This is a genomic window from Rhodococcus sp. JCM 9793 (assembly GCF_055380405.1).
The window spans coordinates 51,359-73,941 of the sequence record NZ_AP043719.1 but is presented as its reverse complement, the minus strand read 5'-3'; the positions used below and the strand labels follow the sequence as shown (position 1 = coordinate 73,941).

The window sequence follows — 22,583 nt, the reverse complement described above, 5'->3', positions numbered from 1 at the left end:
GTTCTACATTTTCTCTAGCGCGGGCAGCTGCATTCAAATAGGCGTTATCGATCGCCGTTGTGGCGTATTCGTCGGCGGTCGTCGGCAGAGCTGATTCGGGTGCTCCACGGCGTGTCGCCGTTGCTAATGTTGTTTCTTCTTCAGGGCATGAGCTACCCTGAGACGTACCAAGCACGGTATGTCCCTTCAAGAGGTCGGAGCCTACCGAGTGTCGGTAAGCCCTGGTCGGAGCAGTACGTTGGAGGCGAAGAGGCAACTTCGGCTCCATGTAGGCGCCAACAGTGGTGAGAACTGAATAACGGTTAGCTGCACTACAACTCGATGAACCTGGTCAAAGATTCTCGAAATGACAAGCCCCCGACAGGGGGCTTTGTCATGTACTGCCCTTTGGGAATATGTACTTATTACTCGTTGGTAACTTTCTGGCTCCTTATCTGGGTGGATATTGCTGACCGTTATTTCACCACACGACAGGGCCGCGACGGTGCACCGACCCGCAATTAATTTTGGCGTGTCAGAAATGGCGCCAACGGCCCGCTATGAGGGTGTCCATGCAGCTCTGTCGAAATGCACCTGAAAGTGTTCTGGGCGGAGTTCGATCGGCCAGGAGCTCATGAGTTCAACCCGATATTCACTGATCTTCAGCCGGGACGCTGTTCGCCACGCGGGGTCGGGAATGGTCAAGTGAGCGCCCCCGGCGGCGTCACCGACAGCCAACCATCTGGGGGAGGGCACGGTGCTCTCCCACGCAACAGGCTGGAGTGCGTCCTTCGTTTCGGCATTGCGTCGGATGTTGGTCAACTGCGCTCCGCGGACGTGAGCCACGTGTCTTGCCTCGGTCCTGGAGATCGACCTCGGTGGGGATCCGCGCAAGTCATGTGGCTTCTCGCCGCTGAGCGTCTTGAATCGGGTGGTTGTGCTGGTCAGAGGGTCCAAAATGCCTTCACATGCCGTTTCACCGCGTTGGGGAAAACCGCGTCGGTAGGTGAACGTAGGCACGCACATTCCCTTTCGGCCATCAGAGGTGTCCATGCCCGCCAATCGTTCGAGGTTCCGCAGCACCGTCGCGCTGATCGCTACCGCGATCGTTGCCGGGTGCGGTGTACTGGTCACTGCGCCTGGGATCGCGCAGGGCGCTCCGGTCGACTGTGCGTCGACGTTCAGCCTGTTCATCCCTGGAACGTGGGAGACCGACGAGAACGCTGACCCCAGTCAACCTGTGGGCATGCTCAAACCTGTTGCGGACGCGCTGAGTAGCGCCCATGGCCGCGCGGTCGAAATCTATACGCTGCCGTACATGGCCAGCGCATTCGACAACGGCCACACCTACGCCGACAGCAAGGCCGATGCGGTGTCCAGGGCCGAGCAGTTGCTCGCGGACGTCGCGAACTCGTGCCCCGGTACGAAATTCACGATGGTCGGCTACTCGCAAGGTGCTGATGCTGCCGGTGATATCGCCTCGGACATCGGCAACGGAAAGGGCCCCATCGACGCGAGCCGTGTACTCGCGGTCGGACTGTTGGCCGACCCGGGAGCCGGTACGAAAGGGACGGCGACCGTAGGCCCGCGCACGTCAGGGCAGGGCATCGGCGATCCGCGACCGCAGGGAATGGGAGCCCTGTCCGGGCGCGTCGCCTCGATCTGCGACCCGGGTGATCTGTACTGCTCGATCGAGAAGGGGTCGAGCCCGCTTCTCGGCTCGCTCGGCTCGATCCTGAGCAAGGGCGCCGGCGCCGGTGACACCACTGCGGCGACCAGCGGCAACACACAGCTCGCTTCGGTCTTGACCTCGGATTTTTCCGACGCGGATCTGCCGGCGCTGGGGACCGACGTGGCTGCCCTCGGGCAGCAGCTCACCGCACCGACTGTCGACATCGCTCAGGTCTCCTCCACTGCACGGTCGATCGCGACGAGTCTCGCTCCGCTGACCGATCTACTCGACTCCGGCGCGGCGAACCCGGCAGCGAACGGCCAACTCATATCTGAGCCGGTCGGTTCGGCCGAACACAATGCCGGCGAAGTCCTCACCCGAGCAGGGCAATCCGATCTCGCCGGTGCCTTCACTGCGGTGGTCGAGATCGCCGACACGGCGAACGCCCTCGCCGGTGGTGATTCGCTCAGCCTGCCGGCCTCTGCGCCCGAGGTGCAGACACTCGCCGCGAACGCGAGCGCGCTCACCGGACAGATCGCGCCGCTGGCCTCCACACCCGCGGATGCGTTCAGCTCGGCCGCCGGTGTGCTGTCGGTGCTCAAACCGACTGTGGTGGTCAACCAGGTCCTCAACGTCGCCACTGGCGTGACCTCGCTGGACATGCCCGGCATCCTCAATAACCTGACGTTGCTGCCGCAGAAGGTCGCCGCACTCGATGCACAAGGCGCACACCAGATCGCAGGCGAGCTGAACAACCAGTTTGCGCCGCTGGTGACGATGGCCGCTGCCGTCGACTTGCGGTGGGTCTCGCAGATACTCGCGGTCATCCCGGACCCGTCCGGTGCAACACAGATCGCGGCGCTCGTGGCGTCGATCCTGTCGAACGTCGATGTGATCAGGCTGGCCAACATCGTCGGTCAGATTCAGGAGATCGCCTGGTCCGCGCTCGAAAAGCTGTTCCCCCCACCCGGGGTCGCTCCTGATCCTCTCGGAGCTGGAGCAGCGATGACCGGCTTGGTTCCGGTGGGTCTGGATCTGGCGTCGGTGGCGGTCGACATGCTCTCGGGCAAGGTCACCAAGACTGCTCCTGAGCTGCTGGGTAAGCAGACGAATGCCGTCTCGACGAGTATCACCAGCCAGGTCGCGAGCCTGGACCTTCCGCAGCTGTCGGACTCGCTGGTCACGCTGTCGCAGTCCCAGGGCGCCGACGACCTCGCCTCGTTGGTCGGTGAAGGACTGAATGCTGCAAGTTTCTTCACCTCCGGTGCTCACACCAACTACAACGCTCTCGTTGTCGACAATGCCGGTCGTGACGCCATTGCGTGGCTCTCGGACTGGCTCAACCTCCAGATCGGACGTGCCGTATGAGTCCCCGTGCCCACAACCCATCTGCCCGCTGGACTTGGTGCGGCCGTTGCGAACACCGGGGATACCTCACTCGCGGTGACGCGAAGGCGGTCCGGAAGCGCCACCATGGGGAGAAGGGGATGGCGGTGTTCCCATGCCCGCACACCGAGGGCCTGTTCCACGTCGGACACCGGCCCGATGCGTTGAGCAGTGGGGAAATCGACCGTCACCTCCTGCGGGCTCAGGCCCAACAGGGCGCTGTTGCAGTGGACCGGTCGTGGTGAACCGATCGAAGCGGTTCCCTTTCGGTGGCACTCGGCAGTGGGGAAATTAGGCCCTGAGAGTTGCGAAGCACCGGGGGCCGTTCTGACAGATACGCCCGCACCAGGGCCGACACCGACTGCGCCGTCATCGGCTCGCCATACGGGAGGTGTCCCCACCGGTCGATCGGACACAGCAACGGCTGCCGGGATCGCCGGCCGGTCAGCGGCCTCCCGAGCACCTCGATCGGGTCGGTGAAATGGTGCCGGAGCAGGTCGGTGCTGTGATGCTCGTCGAGGAAAGCCTGGATCTCCGCCCACCGCAGAAAGATCCCCACGGCCGGGTTGTCCCCGCTGCCGGGATCCGGCGGGAGCCGGAAGGATTCACCGGTTCCGGTGGTGGCCACCAGAGTGCCGCCGTCGATGGTGAGGTCGCCGCGGCGCAGACGGGTCACGTCGGCGAAGTTCATCCCGGTCGAGGCGAGGACGAGCAGCAGCGCGTCGCGGCGGCCGAACACCCCGGTGGGCCAGCCCGTGGTCGGCAGCTCGAGTGCCGCCGTCCGCAGCAGCGCGCCGAGCCGTTCGAGACGATCGGCGCGGGCGGCATCGAGGTGCCGGCGGACGGTCTCGGCGCGGCCCGGAGCGAGGTGACCGTGGCGGGTGTGCACGGCGTTGATCGCCGAGAGCCGCCGCCGCTGCGTCGCGAGCGCGGCGGGATGCTCACGCAGAAACACTGCCAGCGTTTCCGGGGTGGCCGGCATGGGGGAGTGGTCGGCGGCGGTGCACCAGTCGGCGAACAGGGCCCAGTCGTGCCGGTACCGCGTCGGCACCACCGGATCCGGCGGTGTCGGGAGGAGGGTGTGGTGGTGCCCGATCGGGGTCCGCACTCAGAGGCCCAGGTTGGTGACAGCGTTGTTGATCAGAGGCGCATTCTCGCGGGCATACACCTCGAGCATCGCGGGGGTGGTGTGCCCGGTCTGACGCATGATCGCGTGCGCGGACGCGCCGTTGCGGAAGGCCTGGGTGACGAACCCGGCCCGCAGCGAATGCCCACCGAGCTGCGCCACCAGGTCGGGGTCGTAGCCGGCCTGTTCGGCGCGGCGGCGGATCATCTGGTTCACCGCCGCCGCCGACAGGGCTGTGTCGGACAGGTTGCCGTTCTTGCGGATCGACCGCAGTAGCGGCGCCGAGGACGCGGTGCGGGGGCGGGCGCCGCGGCACACATGCCCCGTGAACGGCTCCGCGGTCCGCAGCAGCCGGATCACCGCGGGGCGCCCGCCGGTGTCGTGGGCGGCGACGATCTGGGCCCACCGCATCCACGCACACGGCGGACAACTCGCATGCTCGTGTGTGAACGGCAGGGCGCGGATGGTGCCGCGGCCCTCCTGATCGGTCTTCGACTTGCGCAAGGTGATGTGCAGCCCGTCGAGCCGGTGCAGGCTGATGTCCCCGCAGCTCAAGCCGACGAGTTCGCTGCGGCGGAAGGCCCCGGCGAACCCGAGCAGCAGGATCGCCGTGTCGCGGCGTTCGGCCACTTCTGCGGCCCAGCCGTCGCAGTCTGTCCGGGCTTTGTCGACGATGGCGATCACGTCGGTGGTGAGCAGCGGTTCACGCGGGGTGCGGGGCCGGTCCCCGGCTGTGGCGTAGGTACGGCGGATCCCGGACATCGTCTGCCGCACGAGGTCCTCGCCGGTAGGACTCGAATGTCCGGCCTGGCGGTGGTGGTGGGCGATCGCGGCGAGGCGATGCGCCAGTGTGGCGGGGGAGTAGGCGCGGGTGCCGTCGTCGGTGACGGTGTCGGCGCAGGCGATGAGGAAGGCGGCGACGGTGACCGGATGCGCCGGCAGCGCGTCGTGTCCTTCGGCGGTGCACCAGCGGGTGAAGGCCCGCCATGCGGAGGCGTAGGTGGTGCGGGTCCCGGCGGCCCGGGACGCCCCGACCGCTCCGGCGATGCGCGCGGCGGTTTCGGGGGTGATGTCCGGCAGCGCGGGCCCCGCCAGAGCCTCGGGTGTCCCCGCCGGGGCCGCGGGGACCGCGGCGGGCTGCTCGTCTGCTGTCGGAGGCCATGTGCGCACGAGCAGCGACGCTACCGGACGACCCCGACCCACACCTCCGACAGCCTCTGCGCGGGAAAACACGCCCACCTCGGGGTTCCCGAGGATAGGTGACTTAAATGTGAATTTTCGTCGGTCACCCCGCACAAAGCGTGAGTGACAAACCCTCAGGTCACGAAAAATGCCTGATTTGTCGTATTTTTGGTCTCCATGCCTCCCGAAGGGCGACGTCGGATGCCAGTGCGTACACCTGCTGGCACCTGTGCTGACCTGCGATAATCATAGCGAGAATGTTGAGAGACCGCATGGAATTGTCAGCAGTGTCTGCACAGGATTCGGTCGTTGAGCTGGGAGGATGTTGAGACTTCCCATCGGGATGTCAGTTCGATGAGCTGGGCTTTCCCATCCCCTGTCAGAGAGCCTTCCCACTCGATGTCAGTAGGCCAGGCGCGGGGTTGACCTGGGGAATGTGGCGGAGGCATAGGGCTTCGCGACGAATCAGGATGCGTCCGTCCTGGTCGAAGGAGAGTGCAGCGACCGGATGCTGCCCATCCCCCAGGTCCGACTCGGCCACTGACGTCGAAGCGGGAATCGCTACTGACATTCCCGCGGGAATCCTCACCTGGAAAAGCGCCCCGGGCCAGCGAGGTTGAGGTCAGGTACGTGCAGGGAATCAGGTGATCTTGTCGCGACGATCCTCTCTGCTGCAGATCCTCATCGGATAATCCTGGGGCTGCTGGTACGGAAATCCGCCCTGTGCACCGACCAGCAGTATCTGAACACGCTCAGGTCGGAGGGTCGCACTATTGGCACATCCGGCCGGAACCTACACCGCTATTTCGGGGGGCCGCGCTCTGTGGTCGAATGCACCCATCGACCCGTGCAGGAAACCCACGCAAACAAGCTCCACCTGCAATTAGGCCAAGAAACATTGGACCTGCACTCCGGTCTTCGCTGAGAGGCCCGTACGAGAATGTCCGCTGAGAGGCGCGCCGGAATGCTACCGGCGAGAGAGCTGGAGGAACGACAGCACAGGGCTCTGACAGGAGTCGATCAACTCTTGCGTTTTCCGACGCCGATCTCCATCAGATCTTCGCCGACGATCAGGTCGCCGGAGAAGCCGGCGGCCGCGGCCTGCCACCGTTCGGTCGGGTTGTTGCCCGGTGCGAGGTGGGAGAGGACCAGTGTTTTCACTCCTGCCTCCTCGGCGACCGGCCCGACCTGCTCGATGGTGGTGTGCGAGTGCAGGAGGTGTTCGATGAACCCTTCCTCCTCCGGGCTGTACGGCGGCTCGCCGTAGAGGGCTTTGACCCAATCGGCGTCGATCACCTCGTGTACGAGAATGTCGGCACCGGTGGCCAGTGTGATCAGGTTGGGGTTGGGCGCGGTGTCGCCGGAGAAGACGATGGACCCGTCGTCGGTGTCGAAGCGGAACGCGAAGGCCGGGTAGACGGCGCCGTGATCGACCAGGGTTGCGGTCACCTTGACGCGGTCGTCCTCCATCACCAGGAACGGGTTCATGATCGGGAACTGGTTGGTATTGGCCAGGGCTCCGACTTCGGCGGGAATCGGGATGTCGTGGGTGCGGATGAGCCTGTCGAGACCGGGTTTACCGGAGTCGCGGAGTCGGTCGTTGATGTCGGTGGCGAATGCCTGGGTGAGATAGTTGGTCATGTCCACCGTGCCGGGGGTTGGGTTGGTGGGGTTGACGACCGGGACGTCGGTGGTGCCGGAGATCGGGGGTAGGGCACCCCGGTCACCGGGTCCGTAGACCTCCACAGGTGCTGGACCGGGCAGGCCGTGGTACCAGCCGGAGAGCACGATGTTGAAGTAGTCCATGGTGTGATCGGAATGTAGGTGCGTGAGGAAAATGCTGCGCAGGCCCTCGTAGCCGTGGAAGTCACCCTCCTTTCCGAGGTTGGCCAGCCGCAGTTGGTGTGCGACACCCATTCCGCAGTCGACCAGGTAGAACGCGCCGTCCACGACGACGGCGGACGCGATCCCGTGCCGGGTCTGGTCGCCACTGTTGTGCGGTGCGATCCAGGTCATCGGCCCACCGGCGGTGCCGAGCAGAGCCAGTTGGGTGCGGTGTGAGCGGGCGTTGCCGACGTAGTCGAAGGTACCGGTGGTCACTGGGGAGGGGGTGTCGGCCGAGGAGCACCCGGCCAACGCGGTCGCGGTCCCGAGTGCCATGACGCCGGCGAGCAGTCCGCGGCGTGAAAGCGAATGTTGGTGAGCCTCATGGATGAGGTTGCACATCGAATGGTCCTTCGCTGAAATTCGGCACGGCGGCATCGGCAGGGCACGGATCTGCCGATGCGGCTGTGGAAGGTGGGCGTCGACGGGGTGCGGACACCGGAGGTGCAGGTGCGCCGATCGGGCGGTGCACGGTGTAGATCAGGAAGCGAGCAGTGTGGACCGGGCGGTGGTGAGATTCTTCGTCCCCGCGCGTTCACGTTCGGTCATTCCGCCCCACACTCCGTGCGGTTCGGGGGTGCCGAGGGCATGGTCGAGGCAGTGCGCCCGCACCGGGCAGTCGCCGCAGATCTTCTTGGCGTCGTTCTCTCGGCGGATCCGCTGTCCGGGGGGTTCGCCGTCGGGGGCAAAGAAAGTGGCCGAACCGAGGGAGCGACATCTGGCATGGAGCTGCCAGTCCCAGAATTCGGTGACGGCGATGAGCTTGGCTTGCTGCCGCGAGAGCAGAGTCGACGGCACGGTAGTTCTCCTCAATGGCCCGGTGACGGGTCCACCGCAGGGCACACGAATATCGTCGGACGTGGTTGTCCGCGGCCGGCGGGATGGGTGCGCCACGCTCCCCACCTCGCCGGCCGCCGACGGCAGCGAGTTCCTACGCGGGGATGGGGGTGCCCCGGTGGGTTTCGCTGAGCGTTGACGGGCGCGCCGACTCTCCCGATCCCGGATCTTTGTGGAAGACACCGTTTTTCATGATTCCCACGATCTTGGACTGGTCCTGCAGGATGGTGATGTCCTCGATCGGGTCCCCGTCGATCAGGATCATGTCCGCGTAGAACCCGGCCTTGACCTGCCCGAGGTCGTCGGGCATCCGCATGATCTGCCCGCCGAGCGCGGTGGCCGCGAGCAGGGTGTCCTTCGGGGAGAACTCGAGCAGTTCGACGAAGTGCTGCAGGTCGCGGGCGTAGGTGCCGTGTGGGGTCCACGCGAAGCCGTAGTCCCCGCCGGGCAGCACCCGGATTCCGCGTTCCTTCATTTTCTTCAGTGCCCCGATCGCGCAGTCGAGTTCGTGCTGGTATCCGGCAGCTTCGGCGGCCTCGGGAGGATACCCGAATGCCTCGGCGTCGTGCAGGGTGGCGACCAGCCAGTTCAACCCGGGTGCGACGAAGACGCGGTCCTTCTGCTCTTCGAGCAGGTCCAGACCCTCCTCGTCGGTGAAGGAGGCGTGGTAGATGATGTCGACGCCGTTGCGCAGCGACATCTTCACGCTCTCCCCGGACCTCGCGTGTGAGCACACCCGCAGCCCGCGGCGGTGCGCCTCGGTGACCGCGGCCGCGGTTTCCTCGTCCGAGAAGTAGTTGTCGGCGGCGTGCTGGTTGCCGGTGATCTCCTCGCCGGACATGCTCAACTTCACCAGGTCCGCACCCAGATCGACGTTGAGCCGGACCGCCTTGCGCATCTCCTCGGGACCGTCGGCGAAGGCGGTGATCCCCTTGACCAGTGCGCCGCCGGTGACCGCGATCTCCTGACAGTTCGCCAGGTAGCGGGGACCGGGGATCTGGCCGGCGTTGATGGCGTCGCGGATGACCACATCAAGTCGCGGCTTGGCGGCTGCGGCACCGACACACATGGTGTAGCCGGAATCGATGTAGGTCTGCGCCGACCGGGCACACAGTAGGGTGTGCTCTTCGACGCCCATCGTCCCGAGTCCGGGCAGGTCGGCGGAGTTGACCCAGGAGAAGTGGGTGTGAGCGTCACACAGACCCGACATCAGGAACTTTCCCTGGCCGTCGATGACTCTCGCGCCGTCGCGAGGCAGATCTCCTGTGCCTTTGCGGACCTCGGCAATGCGTTCGCCTTCGACCAGCACTTCACCCTCATACGGGTCGGAGCCGGTGGAGTCGAAAATCCGAACGTTGGTGAAAAGGATGGACTGATCGGGGGTGTTGGATGACGTCATTATCGCCACTCCTTTCTTCGGAGAAGCTCAGGGCTTGTTCAGGAATTCCTGGAGGCGGTTGGTGACAGCACTGGGATCTTCGACGGAGTGCCAGTGACCCACCCCGTCGAGCACGTGCTTCTGGGCGTTGGGGTAGATCGAGAGCAGCTCGTCGTTGACCGCGACGGGACTGACCTTGTCCTCGTCGCCGGTGAGCAGAAGAACCGGGACGTCGATCGACGCGAAGTCGGGTTCGGCGGCGGCGGCGAGGGCCTCGCAGGCGCTCGCGTAGCCCTCGGGGTTCTGGCCGAGCAGCAGTTCGCGGACCAGGGACACCGACGCCGGACGGGTGCTGTGCGTTTCCTGCGACAGAGCCGCGGCGACGATGGTGTCGGCGACGGCGGACATGCCGGCTTCGCGGACAGTGCGGGCGCGGGCGCGGGTGGCGGTCTTGGCTGCCTCCGGCTGAGCGCGGACCGCGCCGAGGAGCGCGACCTTGCTGACACGCTGCGGGTACTTGGCGGCGAAGGTGTTCGCTACCAGGGTGCCCATCGAGTGCGCGACCAGGGCGGTCTGCTCGATGCCCTCGGTGTCGAGCAGCGCGCGCAATTCCTCGACCCAGTTGTCGATGCTCGCGGGCCCGGCGAACGGGGAGCGGCCGTGACCGGACAGGTCGTAGCGCAGCACGGTGTGGGTTTCGGCGAGCGCCGTGACCTGCGGCTCGTACACGGTGGTCGCACCGCCGAGGCCGTGGATCAGCACGACCGCGGGTCCGCTGCCGGTCTTCTCGACGAACAGCTCGCTGGTTCCTGCCAGGGTGAGGTGGTCCACGGCGGCAGGAATGCCGATGCTGTTGCGCAGCTCGCCGAGGCCGGGTGCCGAGACGATCACTTCGTCGCCCTCGACCAGGTACTTCGGCGGGTCGAAGCCGATGCCGACTCCGACCGGGGTGCCGGTAGCGATCACGTCACCGGGTTCGAGGGTGATGCCCGCCGAGAGCGTCTCGATGATGGTGGGCACGTCGAAGATGAGCTGGGCGGTGTTGGTGTCCTGCCGCAACTCGCCGTTGACGCGGGTCTGCAGCTGCAGGTCGTTGATGTCGATCTCGTCCGCGGTGACGGCCCAGGGGCCGAGCGGGCAGAAGGTGTCGAGGGACTTGCCGATGAACCACTGCTTGTGGTCGCGCTGCAGGTCGCGGGCGGTGACGTCGTTGATGAGGGTGTAGCCCCACACGTAGTCCATTGCGTCGTCGCGGCTGACCTTGGAGGCGCGCTTGCCGATGATGATGCCGATCTCGCCCTCGTAGTCCAGGGCCGAGGTGATATCGGTGTGCGGGTCGATCGGGTCGCCGGAGGCGATGACGGTGGCGGCGGGCTTGGTGAAGACCACCGGGTACTGCGGCACGTGCTGGCCGTCCGCGGAGCCGGTGGCGTCGAACCCGCTCTTGGCGAACTCGGCGGCGTGTTCGGAGTAGTTCCGGCCGACGCAGAACACGTTGCGGTGCGGGGTGATAGGGGCGAGCAGTTTGCCGCCCTCGGCGGGGGTGCTGGTGCTCAGTCGGCCGAGTGCGGCCTGGCCGCCGGCGATGATCTCCTGCAGCTCGCGCACTGGGGCGCCGGTGTCACCGAACTGCACGGGCAGTGCAGCTCCGTTCGCGTCCACGGCGCAGACGACCGTGCCGTTCTTACCTTGAATCCGCGCGAAGCGCATGAGACCTCCTGTGAAACCAATGTGGACCAAACCGAGATGAGGTTCTTATTGGTTACGATAGGTTGAGGTCGCTGTGATCGTCAACACTTGATTTCTCGCTGTGTCGGCAGGGAGGGTGTAGATCAGACCCCTATAATTGGTTCGAATTGGTACGTCGAGAGGAGTTGTTGTGACCTTGGCTGTGGGACCTACAGCGGCCGCTCTGCGGCACATCGAACACCTCGTCTCCGAACACCAGTTGGGCCCGGGGGACAAGCTGCCGACCGAGCGCGAACTGGCCGCCGAAGCCGGTGTCAGCCGAGCCGTGGTCCGATCCGTCCTCGAGGACCTCGAACACCGGGGAATCGTGGTGCGCCACGTCGGCCGGGGCACGTTCCTCGCCCCGAGTGAATCCGCGGCTGCGGAAACGGCGAACCATCCCAGCCCCAGCGAGATCATGAGCTCGCGGCTGATCCTCGAACCGGAACTGCTCCCACTCGCCGTCGCCGCAGCGACTCGCGACGACATCGAGGAAATGCGGCGTTGCCTGCGCGGCGGCGACGGCGCCCGATCCTCGGAAGAGTTCGAGAGGTGGGACACCGCGCTGCACCATAGTTTTGCGCTCGCCACCCACAACATCGTCCTGATCGGGGTCAGTCAACTCCTCATCGACAGCCGTCAACAACCGATCTGGGGCGGGCTGAAGAAACGCACCTTCAATCCGGAGTTACATCGCGAATACTGCGGCGAGCACGAGGACATCGTCGACGCCATCGCCGACCGGGACCCGGACAGTGCCCGTACCGCGATGCGGACGCATCTGCGGCACGTCCGCACGACTCTGTTGGGGGACAGCGCCTGACCGCACCACCTACAGCACTCACTCGCGAAGCGTCGGCCCCTGGGTCGGACCAGGATTCGGTGGTCTCGTCGCCACGCGCGAACGCGGCCTCACCGCCAGCTGCGCGGCGGAGTGCGTGATGCCGGTGGTGTCGTAGACCTCGAGAATTTCCACGATGTCCCTGTCAGACTTCTTCATGCATCCGTCCGGTGGGAGTCGTTCGTTGGTGGTCGAAGACCTCGAGCAAACCCCGGAGGGGCGTCTGTCAGGACGGACACAACGCCGGCCCGTGTCCATCGGCAGGGAGATCAGCTGTCCGTCGGTAGGGACGAGCGTGTTCGTCTACAGAGAGGTTTGTATGTCCGCTTGCATCACTGCTGATCCGCTGCCGATCTATTGCAAGGCCACTATGGACAGAATGGGTCGCAGGACTTAATATTCGGTCACTGTGACACGAAAGTGAGTGAAGCGATGGAAGATCCGATTGACATGATTCCTTTTACATTGGCCGAGGGGGCATCGCGAACACGCGCGACTCCACGTTGACCGATACCCGAAAGTAAACGTCGATGGCATGCCAAGAGGACTTCGCGCTCGTCCGGGGAGAAAGTGTCCTAGACGGTCCTGAAGCAGAGGAGCGAGTCAGCTGCCTATTGCCCGGCTTCCCGTCTCAAGCAGCTCAATGGACCCCTGTTGTATCAGTCGAAGTCGGTGCTGGTCCACGCAGGCGCGCGGTTCAACCCTTCTTCGAATTCCATGAGTGGCTGATGAAGAACTCGCATCCGGCCCCGCCAACGCGCTCGGCATAGTCAACGGAGACCCGTCCGTCACCACGGTGCCCGTGAGCAGGCTGTCGAAATCGACAGAGGCCGCTGCCCGCACGTTTCTACAACGGCGATTGGTGTATCGGCTACGCTCGCACTCGCCGCATGAAATCCGGTGTCCACTCTCAGGGGGTGCAATCTCAGGGACTCCGCCGACCGTATCGCTGGGTCGTCAGGATGGCGTAAATGTTGACGACGCCTATCGTCCAGAGGGAATCGGGCCTCCATGCAGTCGATTTGTTAGAGACAGAGGGACCGGCGCTGGCATGAAGATGGTGCTACCAGCGGGTGTTCTCTCGCAGTGGCGGCGTTCATAATTGTTGTCGCGTTCGATCGCGATTGGTCGGTGGCCCGAGGGGAGTCGGCGATCCCTTCTTGCGAGTCTGAACGCTCACCTGGCGGGTGAGGTATTTCGATGTGAAAGTTGAGGTGTAGTGAACGTTCTGATCACCGGTGGTGCCACCGGCATCGGGAAGGCGATTGCCAGAGAGTTTCGGCGTGAGCGTGACGCGCGGATCATCATCACAGGACGGACCGATGCAACGCTGAGGGCAGCCGCTGAAGAACTCGACATCGATTTTGCGGTCTGTGATCATGCCGATCCTGCGCAGATATCCGCTCTTGCACAGACACTTCCGGGCGATCTGGATGTCATCGTCAACAATGCTGGAGGCAACATCGGGTTCGGTAGAGGCACTCGAGCGGGTCTTGAATCTGTGCGAGATGAGTGGCTGGACAACTACATTGCCAACGTGCTCACTGCGGTGCTGACGTTCGCCGAATTGGGGCCACGCCTGACCAACGGTGGAACCGTCATCAATATCGGCTCGATCGCTGCCGAGAGCGGAGCGGGTTCTTACGGTTCGGCCAAGGCCGCGGTCAGTTCCTGGACCATCGGACTTGCCAAGTCACTCGGTCAACGGGGCATCACCGCCAACGTGATATCCCCGGGATTCATCGCCGATACGGAATTCTTCAAAGGCCAACTGACTGCAGAGCGTGAACGCGATCTCATCTCGGCTACTCAGAACAACCGTCGGGGTTCACCCGACGACATTGCTGCCCTGGCACTGTTTCTGGCGTCACCTGGTGCTGCGCACATAACTGGTCAGACATTGCATGTCAATGGTGGAACATTTACTACTCGGTAAGGACTTGGTCGGGCCGTGCCACGCGATCACCCGATCCGCAGGCGGGCCACCCGGTTGGGTAGCTGCTTGAACCCTGAGCTGGCGCGTCGAGAGGTCCGGGCCACCCGGTGAGGAGCGCCTCATTGTTCCGGCAGGACTTCGAGATCCGCGGTGGAATTCGTTCAGATCACGGGGGCGAGCCTCCGGTTCCGTTGCCCGGAACTCTGTGGAAATAACCATCCTCCATCATTCAGACGATGCGGGAACGGTCGTGCCGGATCGTGCTGTCCTCGAGCGGATCGCGTCGGCCAGGAAGCGGCCTTGACCTGGCCGAGCATCCACATGATCTGGCTACCGAGTGTAGCTGCGGCAGGGCGAATTCTTGATTATATCCGACAGGCTCGACGAAATATTGGAGGATGCGGGCATAGCTACGATGTGGCGAGATGTGAACTGTAGTCTCCCTGGGGATACGGATGCCGCGCTCCTCCATCACCCTCGACCTCCGTACGGGGGACACGCCAACACGGAAGGCGGGGCTTCCCTGAACGGTGGGCACGGGGGTTACGTGCTTCAGGCGACTGTCACCTGAAGCAACTTCTCGTAGCTGTCGGACTGACCATCCCCGTCGCAGATCTTTGTCGATCAGTGTGGTAAGAAGACAATCCATTTGTCAACGCCAGCAACGAGATCAGCCTTTCGTTGCGGGAAGGCGGACGATCTTGCGTCGTAGCGTCGATTCACGGGCGCGATCATGCCCACCACCTGCAACAACGCCGGTAGCGCGCAGCAGATTGTGGGCGATCGCCGAGCAGAGCACCCAGGCGGAGTTCGCCCCCAACTTCCCCGGCGGCATGTGCGCCGGGGCCCGTCGATGAGGTCGGCGAAACGGTTTCGATGATTTGCGTGCCTGCGATGGGTGACATCGGCGTCGGCGGCTGGGGCGGTGGTGTGGGTCTGCGAATTCTTCGTTCGATCGAGCCTCCTGGCCTCTTGAGGCGCACCAGTCGCTCGACTGGCTCACTCGGGGGCCCCGGGCCTGCAGATTCGGCTCCACGAGCTCTGCGGGCACGTAGTTCTCGCGGTGGCCGGACAGAGGGCCGTAAAGTGGTCCGTCCAATACAGGGTCGTGATCCGGTTACGCCCACGACTCGGGCGAGTCACGGCGATGCAACCTCGATGCCGTTTCTACGGGCTGGTGCCATTGCTGTGACGGTTCTGGTTGGTGCGGAAGGACGTTCGGGTACTGCTCGACGGCACCCCTACTGGGCAGTGGTTCACGATCGTCCCTGCGCGGTCGGCGGGGCCGGTCGATATGGTACGGCTCAGCGAAGTCATTTGTACCGGAAAGTAATTTCGCAGGTAGATATACACTAACCGTGATCCCGTTGTTTCTTTCCGAATCGAACGTCGGGCGCAGTCGGACGGCGATGCCGTGTCGTTCGGCCAGCCGGCCCACCACGAACAATCCCATACGATGAGTCGCGACGCTGGTGGTCTCGCCGTCTGCGGTCAGCCGCTCGTTTATCTCGTTGAGGTCATGGGCGGGGATGCCTATACCCTGGTCGGTTATTTCGAGGAGCATCCCGCCATCGACCGCGCCGGAGAACGCGAACCTGACCGTGGTGTTCGGTGGTGAGGCGCGCAGGGCATTGTCGATAAGCTCTGCGACGAGGTGGGCAACGTCGGCGACGGCGCTGCCCACGAGGTTCCCTGCCGGCATCGCCCCAATGTGCACCCGCTCGTAGTTCTCCACCTGGGATACGGCCCCGCGCAGTACGTCGCCGAGCGGTGTGTCGGGCATACGGCCGAGACGCTTCCAGGTTCCGGCGAGCACGAGCAGGGAGTCGCCGGTGCGGCGCATCCGAGCAGCCAGGTGATCGAGTGCGAACAGGCTCTGCAGCCGGGTGGGGTCCTTCTCCTCGAACTCGAGCGATTCGATCAGCGAAAGCTGTTGTTCGACGAGGGTTTTGTTGCGTCGCGCGAGGGTTTCGAGCATCTCGTTGACCTGCCGCCGTAGGTGTGCCTGTTCACCGGCGAGGCGTAGAGCTTCGAACTTCATGGTGTCCACGGCGCGGGCGACCTGGCCGACCTCCTCGACGGGGTTCGCCCGGACTGGCGGCAGCACCATCGAGTCGATGTCACCACCTTCACGGATGCTGATGATCGCCTCGGGCAGGTCGTGCTCTGCGGCGCGCAGTGTGTCGTCGCGCAGTCGTCGCAGTGGCCGGACGAGCGAGACTGACATGGCGCTCGCGAGGGCAACCGCGAGGCCGAGTACGGTGAGGACTGCGATGCCGTCGCGCCACGATTCCGCGCGGGCCTGGGATGCGAGGTCATCGAGGGTGGTGGTGATATTTCGCGCTGACGCGTCGACGAATTCCCGGTACCGGACCAGCGCGGTGAACAGGGAGTCGCGCAGAGCTCCGACGTCTGCGGCCGCGTCATCGAGATTCGCAGTCAGCAAGGATCGGTTCTGGACGTCGGCGATGAGCGCGTCCACGGGCGCCCGATCGGGCAGCGTATCGGCAAGCACACGCAGCTCGGCGAGTTCGGTACCCATCGCAGTCGACCACATGAGCAACGCAGACGTGGGCTCGTCTCGCAAAGCAGCGAAGGCAATGACCTGATCGAGCAGCACCCACTGGATTGTCCAACTGTCGAGGAGGGTGGCGCCTTCGCTCAACACCATGGGGTTCGCCGTAAGGTTGATGATGATGCGGTAGACGTTGTTCGTGCGGGCGACGAACTCTTTGACGAGTTCACCGACGGCAAGGGGTCCCATCTCCCCTGTCAGGGCGCTGGCCAGCAGGTTCCTACCCTCTTCGAGGACCCTTGTCAGGGCGGCCGCAACCTGAGGTTCGAGATCGCTGTTCTGCAGCAACTCGACGATCGCAATGTCGGCTTGCGTGGCGGTCTCCACGCCTGGCTCCGGTGGTAGCGACAGGACCGTCGCAGCGGCGGCGCCCGCCACGCTTGTGCTGAACTCGGTGAGCGCCGGGAGAACAGCCATCTGCTCGGACTGAACGGCGTAGTGTCGGGACTCCTCCACGAGTTGAGTGACCCGGGACGCACCGAACAGGCTTGCCGCGATCACCGGTAGGCAGAGCAGCACGGCGACCTTCCACCGTAGGCGCCAGTTCTGCGGCGAAAAGGACCGGAACAGTCGCGCTGCTCGGCTCATGGCAGGATCGATTCCTTTCGAGCTTCGGGCGCCACCGGGCCTGGAAACGGCAATCTAGACGAAAATGGCGATGTCGAAACAGATTTAGAGATTGTCAGGAGGTCAGGTTAGGAACGGCCACGGGCGCCGCACAAGGGGGCCGCCACATCCGAATAGCATCTATACGCATGCCCGTATGTATCGAAGCGGCAGAATCCCAGGTGGACATCAGGTCGACGTCGGTGGGAAAGAACCAAGCTCGATCCGGAGGCACCGCAGGTTCGGTCCGCACACTCCCAGGGTGCGTACTGCATCACACATCATGCCGTGGATGTGGTGGTTGTCCTGGCGGGGAGACGAATCTGTGGCCTGAGAGGGGAAGGTGCAGGCCATGACCGGCGCGGCTGTCCCCAGCGCCGTGGTGGATGCCCCACCGGCAGCGTGCTCCACTTGACGGTTTGGGCAGCGCCTCGGCCCACCGCACCCGGACGTTCTGCCCGGTCTCGGGGATCGAATCGGGCGATGTGAACTTCGAGGACGAACGCGGCGTACACCCACCCTGAATGCGTGCGAGTGTAGGTCAGATCGGCCCACCCACAACGCGATGGGCGCGTCGCCGATGAACTGCCGCTGAACCCGAACCGCCGGCCGCGGAGTCGCAGCCCGTTACTGTGCGTGGTCTTCCGACCCTTCAGCCGTGGTATTCCCTGTAACCCATCGGCTTTCATCGATCGTTCCACGGTGCACCGGGCCACCGACATTCCCTTTCGTTTCAGACTTGAGCGCACCTTTGCGGGCACCGTACACACCGAGATTGTCGGCATGAATCTTCCGAATCTCGGCCAGCACTTCGCGGTCACGCACCACGCGTGCCGATTCGGTCCGTTGTGGGATCAGATGGGCTCGGACCATGGACGGAGCGATCTGGGCGGCCTTCCCGCGTAAGGTCGCGCAGATCGGATCGACCCCGTGTTCGTCGCGGTGAGCAGCGGCGATTTCCACGATCAGCGCTGTGGGCGGTCGATCTCCGCCGCGAAGAGAATCGAAGCGGAATTCAGAATCTCGTTGTTCTCACGGAGGTTTCGAAATTCGCGTTCGAACTCTTTGATCCCGCAGCCCGCGCCGACGGCGGGGCCGTTGCTACTGCTCAGTGGTGGTCACGCCGGGCGTCTTGTCGGCGTTGATCAGGGTTTGTCGGGTGCAGGTGCGCAGCGACTCGACACCGAGCCTCGGGGCGATAGCTTTGCACGCAGCGAACCGTGAGGGGTATTCGTCGAGGTGTCAAGGACATCTCCACCGCTCGTTCACGCTGCTCGGCGGGGTAGCGCTTGGACATGATGTGCATCCCTCCTCAAGAAAGGACCCGACATCAAACCCGAGACGGTTCACATCGATCCTTCGGTAGTATTCGTGAGGTAGTCGCCTGACCGCTCGCCGTCGAGTGTCTTCACAGAGGTGTCAGGTACCTCTCGGGCGAGAGTGCATCATGATCAGTGGCCGCAGTGCCGAGTCGGTGCAACAGGATCTCGATCAGGTCCGGCGCGACTTTGGTCGTGATACCCCAGAGGAACAGGCCACGAAGTATCCCGCGGCTCATCGCTCGCCACGCGGCATCGCGCGACGGAGGCGTCACACCGTGGGATGCGAGACAGTCGAGGTAATGCCAAAGGAGGTCCTTTTCGCTTCTCCTCCGGTCCTCCACGGTCAACGCGGTCGCGATATGCGTTCCTACATCGAGGTACCACATGCCCCGTTGAACGAGTTGCCAGTCGACAAGGCTCATCGCTCCCGACGGGTCGACGAAGGTGTTTCCGATATGGGCGTCGCCGTGAATGACGCACCAATCCGATGATGCGTGCTCGGTTTCCAATGTGGAGACAAGTGACGTGTAGGCGCTGGTCAGCGAGGCCGCGTCATTGACCTCTGCGGGTACACGTTGGCCATTGGGGCCGTTGAAGTTGCCGTCTATCCGCGCGGTGATCGCGTCGTCCCCCCACGCCCTCAACGCGCCTGCCAAATTCGAAGCGAGCCAGTGCTTGTCCGCCCATTGCGCTTCGCCCCAGGTAGATGCATGAAGCTTGGCGAACTGACTAAGGCTGTCGGCCGCCTGGTCTGGCGTGATATGACTGGCCGCGTCGAGAAAGGAACCCCCAGCAGCCACGATGTCCTCGGTCAGCACCACTCCGTGGCGGGCATTAGAGTCGAAATCCGCCCAGACGCTTTGGAGTGTGCGAATGCCACTCGGCTCGGCCAAATCACGATAGAAATGGGCCTCGCGTTCGCCGACAAACCGCGCCTCCCGTCCTTGCTCGTTGAAGTAGCCTTTGACGCACAACCGCGACGACAGGCCCTCTGGTACCCCTCCATCGCACACGATGACGAATCGCGCATTCGTCGACACACGGTCCACAATTGGACCAGGAATCACATCGCGGACCTCGATTCCCGGAAAGCGTTGTTGCAGAGCGGATGTCAGCCATTGAGGCGACAATGCTTCCTCGAGAGTGTCCGGAACGTGCGCATTCATGATCGTTCTCCCTTCGTTCCGCTGCTCCCCGGGACCCCGATTGCCTTGAGATTGCTGTTTGTCATGCATGAAGTAGAACGTTGTAGTCTCACAACGAGAATGTAGTACTCATCGAGTAGATACTCCAGTACTCTTTGAGGCCTCGCTGAAAGTTGGCCTACCATGACTCGACGACGGCGGTCCTATACAGGTGCAGCTCAGCCCGCCGCAGGGGCACCGACGATCATGGCACGGTTCACGATTCGACTAGATGGATAGCGGACGCCGGGCAAGCGATGGCCGACTCCCGGACGGCGTCGTGCAGTTCGGGCCCGGGGCTCTCGGTCCGCAGCACCACCACGCCGTCGTCGTCACGCTGGTCGAACACTTCCGGCATGTGCAGCACGCACATCCCGGAGCCGATGCACTTCTGAGTATCAACGCTCACCTGCATTGGGTATCTCCTTGTAGTCGTTCGAATTGACGCAAATTGATCGGTGAGAACCATTGTCATGTGATGCGCCTCACGAGTACGGTACAACATAAGTCAGATGCCTGTCTGAGAAAAGTTGGAAGGTGGTGGGCACATGCGGATCGTCACGGAAGACAGAATGTTGCTCATGATCAACGACTCGCTCCCCGTCTCCCCTCGACCTGTTTCACGCAAGGAGCAACGCGAGGCCACGCGAGAGCTACTTCTCACCACCGCAGAACGGTTGTTCGCCGAACAGGGCCTGTCTCAGGTGTCGATGCGGCACATCGTCGAAGTCGCCGGGCAAGGCAATAATTCTGCGCTGAAATACCACATCGGCACCCGTGCAGATCTGATCCGCGCAATCGTGCGGAAACACGGGGAGCCGGTCGCCGTCCGCGCACGCGAGATGGCGGAGAAAGTGCGCGGCTCAACCAACCCTCGCGACCATTTGGCGGGCCTTGTGCTGCCTTACACCGAACACCTGGCCGGCCTCGGCAATCCCAGCTGGAATGCTCGGTTCAACGCTCAAGTGGCCGTCGATCCGGTATTCCGTGAGGAGATCCTGACCGGCGACCTCGTCCCGATCCCCGACTACGAGAACTGGAGAGGCGTGCCGGAACTGACGCCGGCCGAGGCCCTTCTGCGCAGGCAGGCCATGCGCATGGCAGTCATGCATACCTGCGCAGAACAGGAACGACTCGCCGCCACCACCGGCGACCCCGCCGACTGGCACATGATCGGCGAAGGGCTCGCCGACGCCGTCACCGGGCTGCTCACCGCCCCCTGTCACCCCCGAAACGCTCACTCCGAACCCACAGCCAACGAAGGGAACAGCCCGTGAAAGCTACCGAGACGACCGCCCCGATCGGATCGTTGACCGGCCGACGACCTCTACCCCCCGAAATATCCGAAAGGACCGGGTGCCCCTTCGATCCGCCCGCCGCACGGTTCCGGTTACAGGAGGAACAGGGCCCGGTCGCAAAGGTGCCACTGCTCAATGGCGCACACGTCTGGTTCGTCACCGGTTACGAAGAAGTCCGCAAGGCCATCTCGGACACCCGCCTCAGCTCCGATGTGGTGCGCAACACCAACGCCATGTCCCTGACCTCCGAACAGGTGACGGCCGGCGGCTGCCCCGCCCAGCCGGACCTGCAGCGCACCGACGGCATGTTCATCTTCATGGATCCCCCGGAACACTCGCGGCTACGCAAGGTGCTCACCAGCCAGTTCACCGTGCGTCGCATGCGTGCCCTGGATCAGCGAGTGCACGAGATCACCGACGAGCTCATCACCGCCATGCAGGACGCCGGCACCACCGCCGACCTCGTGGAAGGTTTCGCGTTGGCTCTACCGTCCCTGGTGATCTGCGAGCTCCTCGGCGTGCCGTACGAAGACCGGGCAGAGTTCCAGGAACGGAGCGCGATCACCCTCAACATCAACAACACTCCGGAACAGCAGCGCGACGCCGGGCTCGCACTGTGGGAGTTCATGCGCAATCTGGTCATCGCCAAACGCGCCGAACCCGGTGACGACATGCTCTCGGGCCTGATCAGCGGCGAACTGGCCGCCGATCCACCGCTGACCGATGCCGAGCTGATCGACATCGGCGTGACGCTTCTCGGTGCAGGCCACGAGACAACCGCCAATATGCTTGCGCTGAGCGTCTTTGCACTGCTGGAGCACCCGGAGCAGCTCGCTGCGCTCCAGAACGATCCGACACTCATCGACGCAGCCATCGAGGAGCTGCTGCGATACCTTTCGGTTTCACATACCGGCCCGACCCGCATCGCATTAGAAGACATCACCCTCGGTGAGGTCACGATTCCGGCCGGCGACACTGTCGTGATCTCGTTGCCCACCGCCAACCGGGATGAAGAGCGTTGGCCGGAGCCCGGCCAGTTGGATGTCACCCGCCCGCGCGACACCGGGCATATGGCCTTCGGCTACGGCATCCACCAGTGCCTGGGCCAGCAGCTCGCGCGTGTCGAGCTGCGCGTGGGGCTCGTCGAACTGTTCAAGCGCCTGCCTGGTCTCCGACTCACCGTTCCGGCCGCAGAGATTCCCCTCCGGACCGACATGGTGGTCTTCGGAGTTCATTCCCTGCCCGTCGCGTGGGACTGACGCGCACCACCTCCTCCGCGAGGTAACTCCGCACGATGAATTCGGCGCCGCGGCAGCTGCGCCCGGCACGCACCCAGTGGTCGGATCCGCGCTGCACGCTGCCCGGACCGGCACTGGGTGCGTGTCCTCACTGCGTCCGTGAGCAACCCTGACCTCCTGATGTCCGGCGCGCACTACACCACTCCCACAGTCCGTCACACTCGGTCGCCAGCAACACTTCTGGCCTTCAAGGGGCGAAGTGGTGCCGTCAGCCGATCAGTGATTGACACATCGTCATCCACCCTCTAACTTCACCACCAAGTATTGTTGACCCAGGCCCAACGCGAGCTTCCCACAGCCCTCGGTCGACTTCACTGCAGTGCACCTTCGAATGCCTTATCCATGTTCGGA

At 64.0% G+C, this 22,583-nt stretch carries 16 protein-coding genes, 1 pseudogene and 1 other annotated feature; of the genes and pseudogenes, 5 read left to right on the top strand and 12 right to left on the bottom strand.

The features are described from left to right. Positions 1–1,030: 1,030 nt before the first annotated feature. Positions 1,031–3,019 carry a cutinase family protein gene (locus tag ACZ46K_RS01135; RefSeq protein ID WP_464743376.1) on the top strand — a complete coding sequence of 663 codons (1,989 nt, stop codon included), beginning with the start codon at positions 1,031–1,033 and terminating at the stop codon, positions 3,017–3,019. Positions 3,020–3,239: 220 nt separating this feature from the next. On the opposite strand, the gene ACZ46K_RS01130 is transcribed toward ACZ46K_RS01135, so the two are convergent. The 6 genes from ACZ46K_RS01130 to ACZ46K_RS01105 all read right to left on the bottom strand — a co-directional run bounded on the left by ACZ46K_RS01130 (position 3,240) and on the right by ACZ46K_RS01105 (position 11,154). Then, positions 3,240–4,145 (bottom strand): hypothetical protein, encoded by a 906-nt coding sequence (locus ACZ46K_RS01130; RefSeq protein ID WP_464743374.1) that lies wholly within the window; start codon positions 4,143–4,145, stop codon positions 3,240–3,242. After that, entirely contained in the window at positions 4,146–5,258 is a 1,113-nt protein-coding gene (locus ACZ46K_RS01125) for a tyrosine-type recombinase/integrase (protein ID WP_464743512.1), read from the bottom strand. Between the two features lie 1,107 nt (positions 5,259–6,365). Continuing rightward, positions 6,366–7,571 carry an MBL fold metallo-hydrolase gene (locus tag ACZ46K_RS01120; RefSeq protein WP_464743372.1) on the bottom strand — a complete coding sequence of 402 codons (1,206 nt, stop codon included), beginning with the start codon at positions 7,569–7,571 and terminating at the stop codon, positions 6,366–6,368. A 138-nt stretch (positions 7,572–7,709) separates the two neighbouring features. Further along, positions 7,710–8,027 (bottom strand): WhiB family transcriptional regulator, encoded by a 318-nt coding sequence (locus ACZ46K_RS01115; RefSeq protein ID WP_464743370.1) that lies wholly within the window; start codon positions 8,025–8,027, stop codon positions 7,710–7,712. A gap of 133 nt (positions 8,028–8,160) precedes the next feature. Further along, positions 8,161–9,465 carry a metal-dependent hydrolase family protein gene (locus tag ACZ46K_RS01110; protein ID WP_054807528.1) on the bottom strand — a complete coding sequence of 435 codons (1,305 nt, stop codon included), beginning with the start codon at positions 9,463–9,465 and terminating at the stop codon, positions 8,161–8,163. Positions 9,466–9,492: 27 nt separating this feature from the next. Beyond that, the gene (locus ACZ46K_RS01105) at positions 9,493–11,154 is read right to left on the bottom strand and encodes a bifunctional fumarylacetoacetate hydrolase/alpha/beta hydrolase family protein (protein WP_464743368.1); all 1,662 of its coding nucleotides are present in this window, start codon (positions 11,152–11,154) and stop codon (positions 9,493–9,495) included. A 169-nt stretch (positions 11,155–11,323) separates the two neighbouring features. Here ACZ46K_RS01105 and ACZ46K_RS01100 point away from each other — a divergent pair, with 169 nt between their 5' ends. Beyond that, positions 11,324–11,995 (top strand): FadR/GntR family transcriptional regulator, encoded by a 672-nt coding sequence (locus tag ACZ46K_RS01100; protein ID WP_054809559.1) that lies wholly within the window; start codon positions 11,324–11,326, stop codon positions 11,993–11,995. A gap of 18 nt (positions 11,996–12,013) precedes the next feature. Here ACZ46K_RS01100 and ACZ46K_RS01095 read toward each other — a convergent pair whose 3' ends face one another. After that, positions 12,014–12,172: a hypothetical protein gene (locus tag ACZ46K_RS01095; RefSeq protein ID WP_464743366.1), complete on the bottom strand. Its 159-nt coding sequence runs from the start codon at positions 12,170–12,172 to the stop codon at positions 12,014–12,016. Positions 12,173–13,232: 1,060 nt separating this feature from the next. Here ACZ46K_RS01095 and ACZ46K_RS01090 point away from each other — a divergent pair. After that, a complete protein-coding gene (locus ACZ46K_RS01090; protein ID WP_054805009.1) occupies positions 13,233–13,949 on the top strand; it encodes an SDR family NAD(P)-dependent oxidoreductase in 717 nt (238 codons plus the stop codon). A gap of 682 nt (positions 13,950–14,631) precedes the next feature. On the opposite strand, the pseudogene ACZ46K_RS01085 reads toward ACZ46K_RS01090, so the two are convergent. The 5 genes and pseudogenes from ACZ46K_RS01085 to ACZ46K_RS01065 form a co-directional block, all read right to left on the bottom strand. Next, positions 14,632–14,885 (bottom strand): annotated as a pseudogene (locus ACZ46K_RS01085) (IS1380 family transposase); the annotation flags it as partial. A gap of 181 nt (positions 14,886–15,066) precedes the next feature. Further along, positions 15,067–17,112 carry a sensor histidine kinase gene (locus tag ACZ46K_RS01080; RefSeq protein WP_464743364.1) on the bottom strand — a complete coding sequence of 682 codons (2,046 nt, stop codon included), beginning with the start codon at positions 17,110–17,112 and terminating at the stop codon, positions 15,067–15,069. 645 nt (positions 17,113–17,757) lie between these two features. After that, a complete protein-coding gene (locus ACZ46K_RS01075; protein WP_464743362.1) occupies positions 17,758–18,093 on the bottom strand; it encodes a hypothetical protein in 336 nt (111 codons plus the stop codon). After that, positions 18,007–18,136 (bottom strand) — a sequence feature (AL1L pseudoknot). (Overlaps the previous gene by 87 nt.) A 402-nt stretch (positions 18,137–18,538) precedes the next feature. Then, positions 18,539–19,618 carry a phosphotransferase gene (locus ACZ46K_RS01070; protein WP_054805004.1) on the bottom strand — a complete coding sequence of 360 codons (1,080 nt, stop codon included), beginning with the start codon at positions 19,616–19,618 and terminating at the stop codon, positions 18,539–18,541. Positions 19,619–19,853: 235 nt separating this feature from the next. Continuing rightward, positions 19,854–20,051, bottom strand: coding sequence for a ferredoxin (locus ACZ46K_RS01065; RefSeq protein WP_054805003.1), 198 nt, complete (start codon positions 20,049–20,051; stop codon positions 19,854–19,856). 133 nt (positions 20,052–20,184) lie between these two features. On the opposite strand from ACZ46K_RS01065, the gene ACZ46K_RS01060 reads away from it, so the two are divergent. Together ACZ46K_RS01060 and ACZ46K_RS01055 are read left to right on the top strand one after the other, a co-directional pair. Next, entirely contained in the window at positions 20,185–20,913 is a 729-nt protein-coding gene (locus ACZ46K_RS01060) for a TetR/AcrR family transcriptional regulator (protein ID WP_464743360.1), read from the top strand. A 143-nt stretch (positions 20,914–21,056) separates the two neighbouring features. Further along, a complete protein-coding gene (locus ACZ46K_RS01055; RefSeq protein WP_464743358.1) occupies positions 21,057–22,193 on the top strand; it encodes a cytochrome P450 in 1,137 nt (378 codons plus the stop codon). The last annotated feature ends 390 nt before the right edge of the window (positions 22,194–22,583 follow it).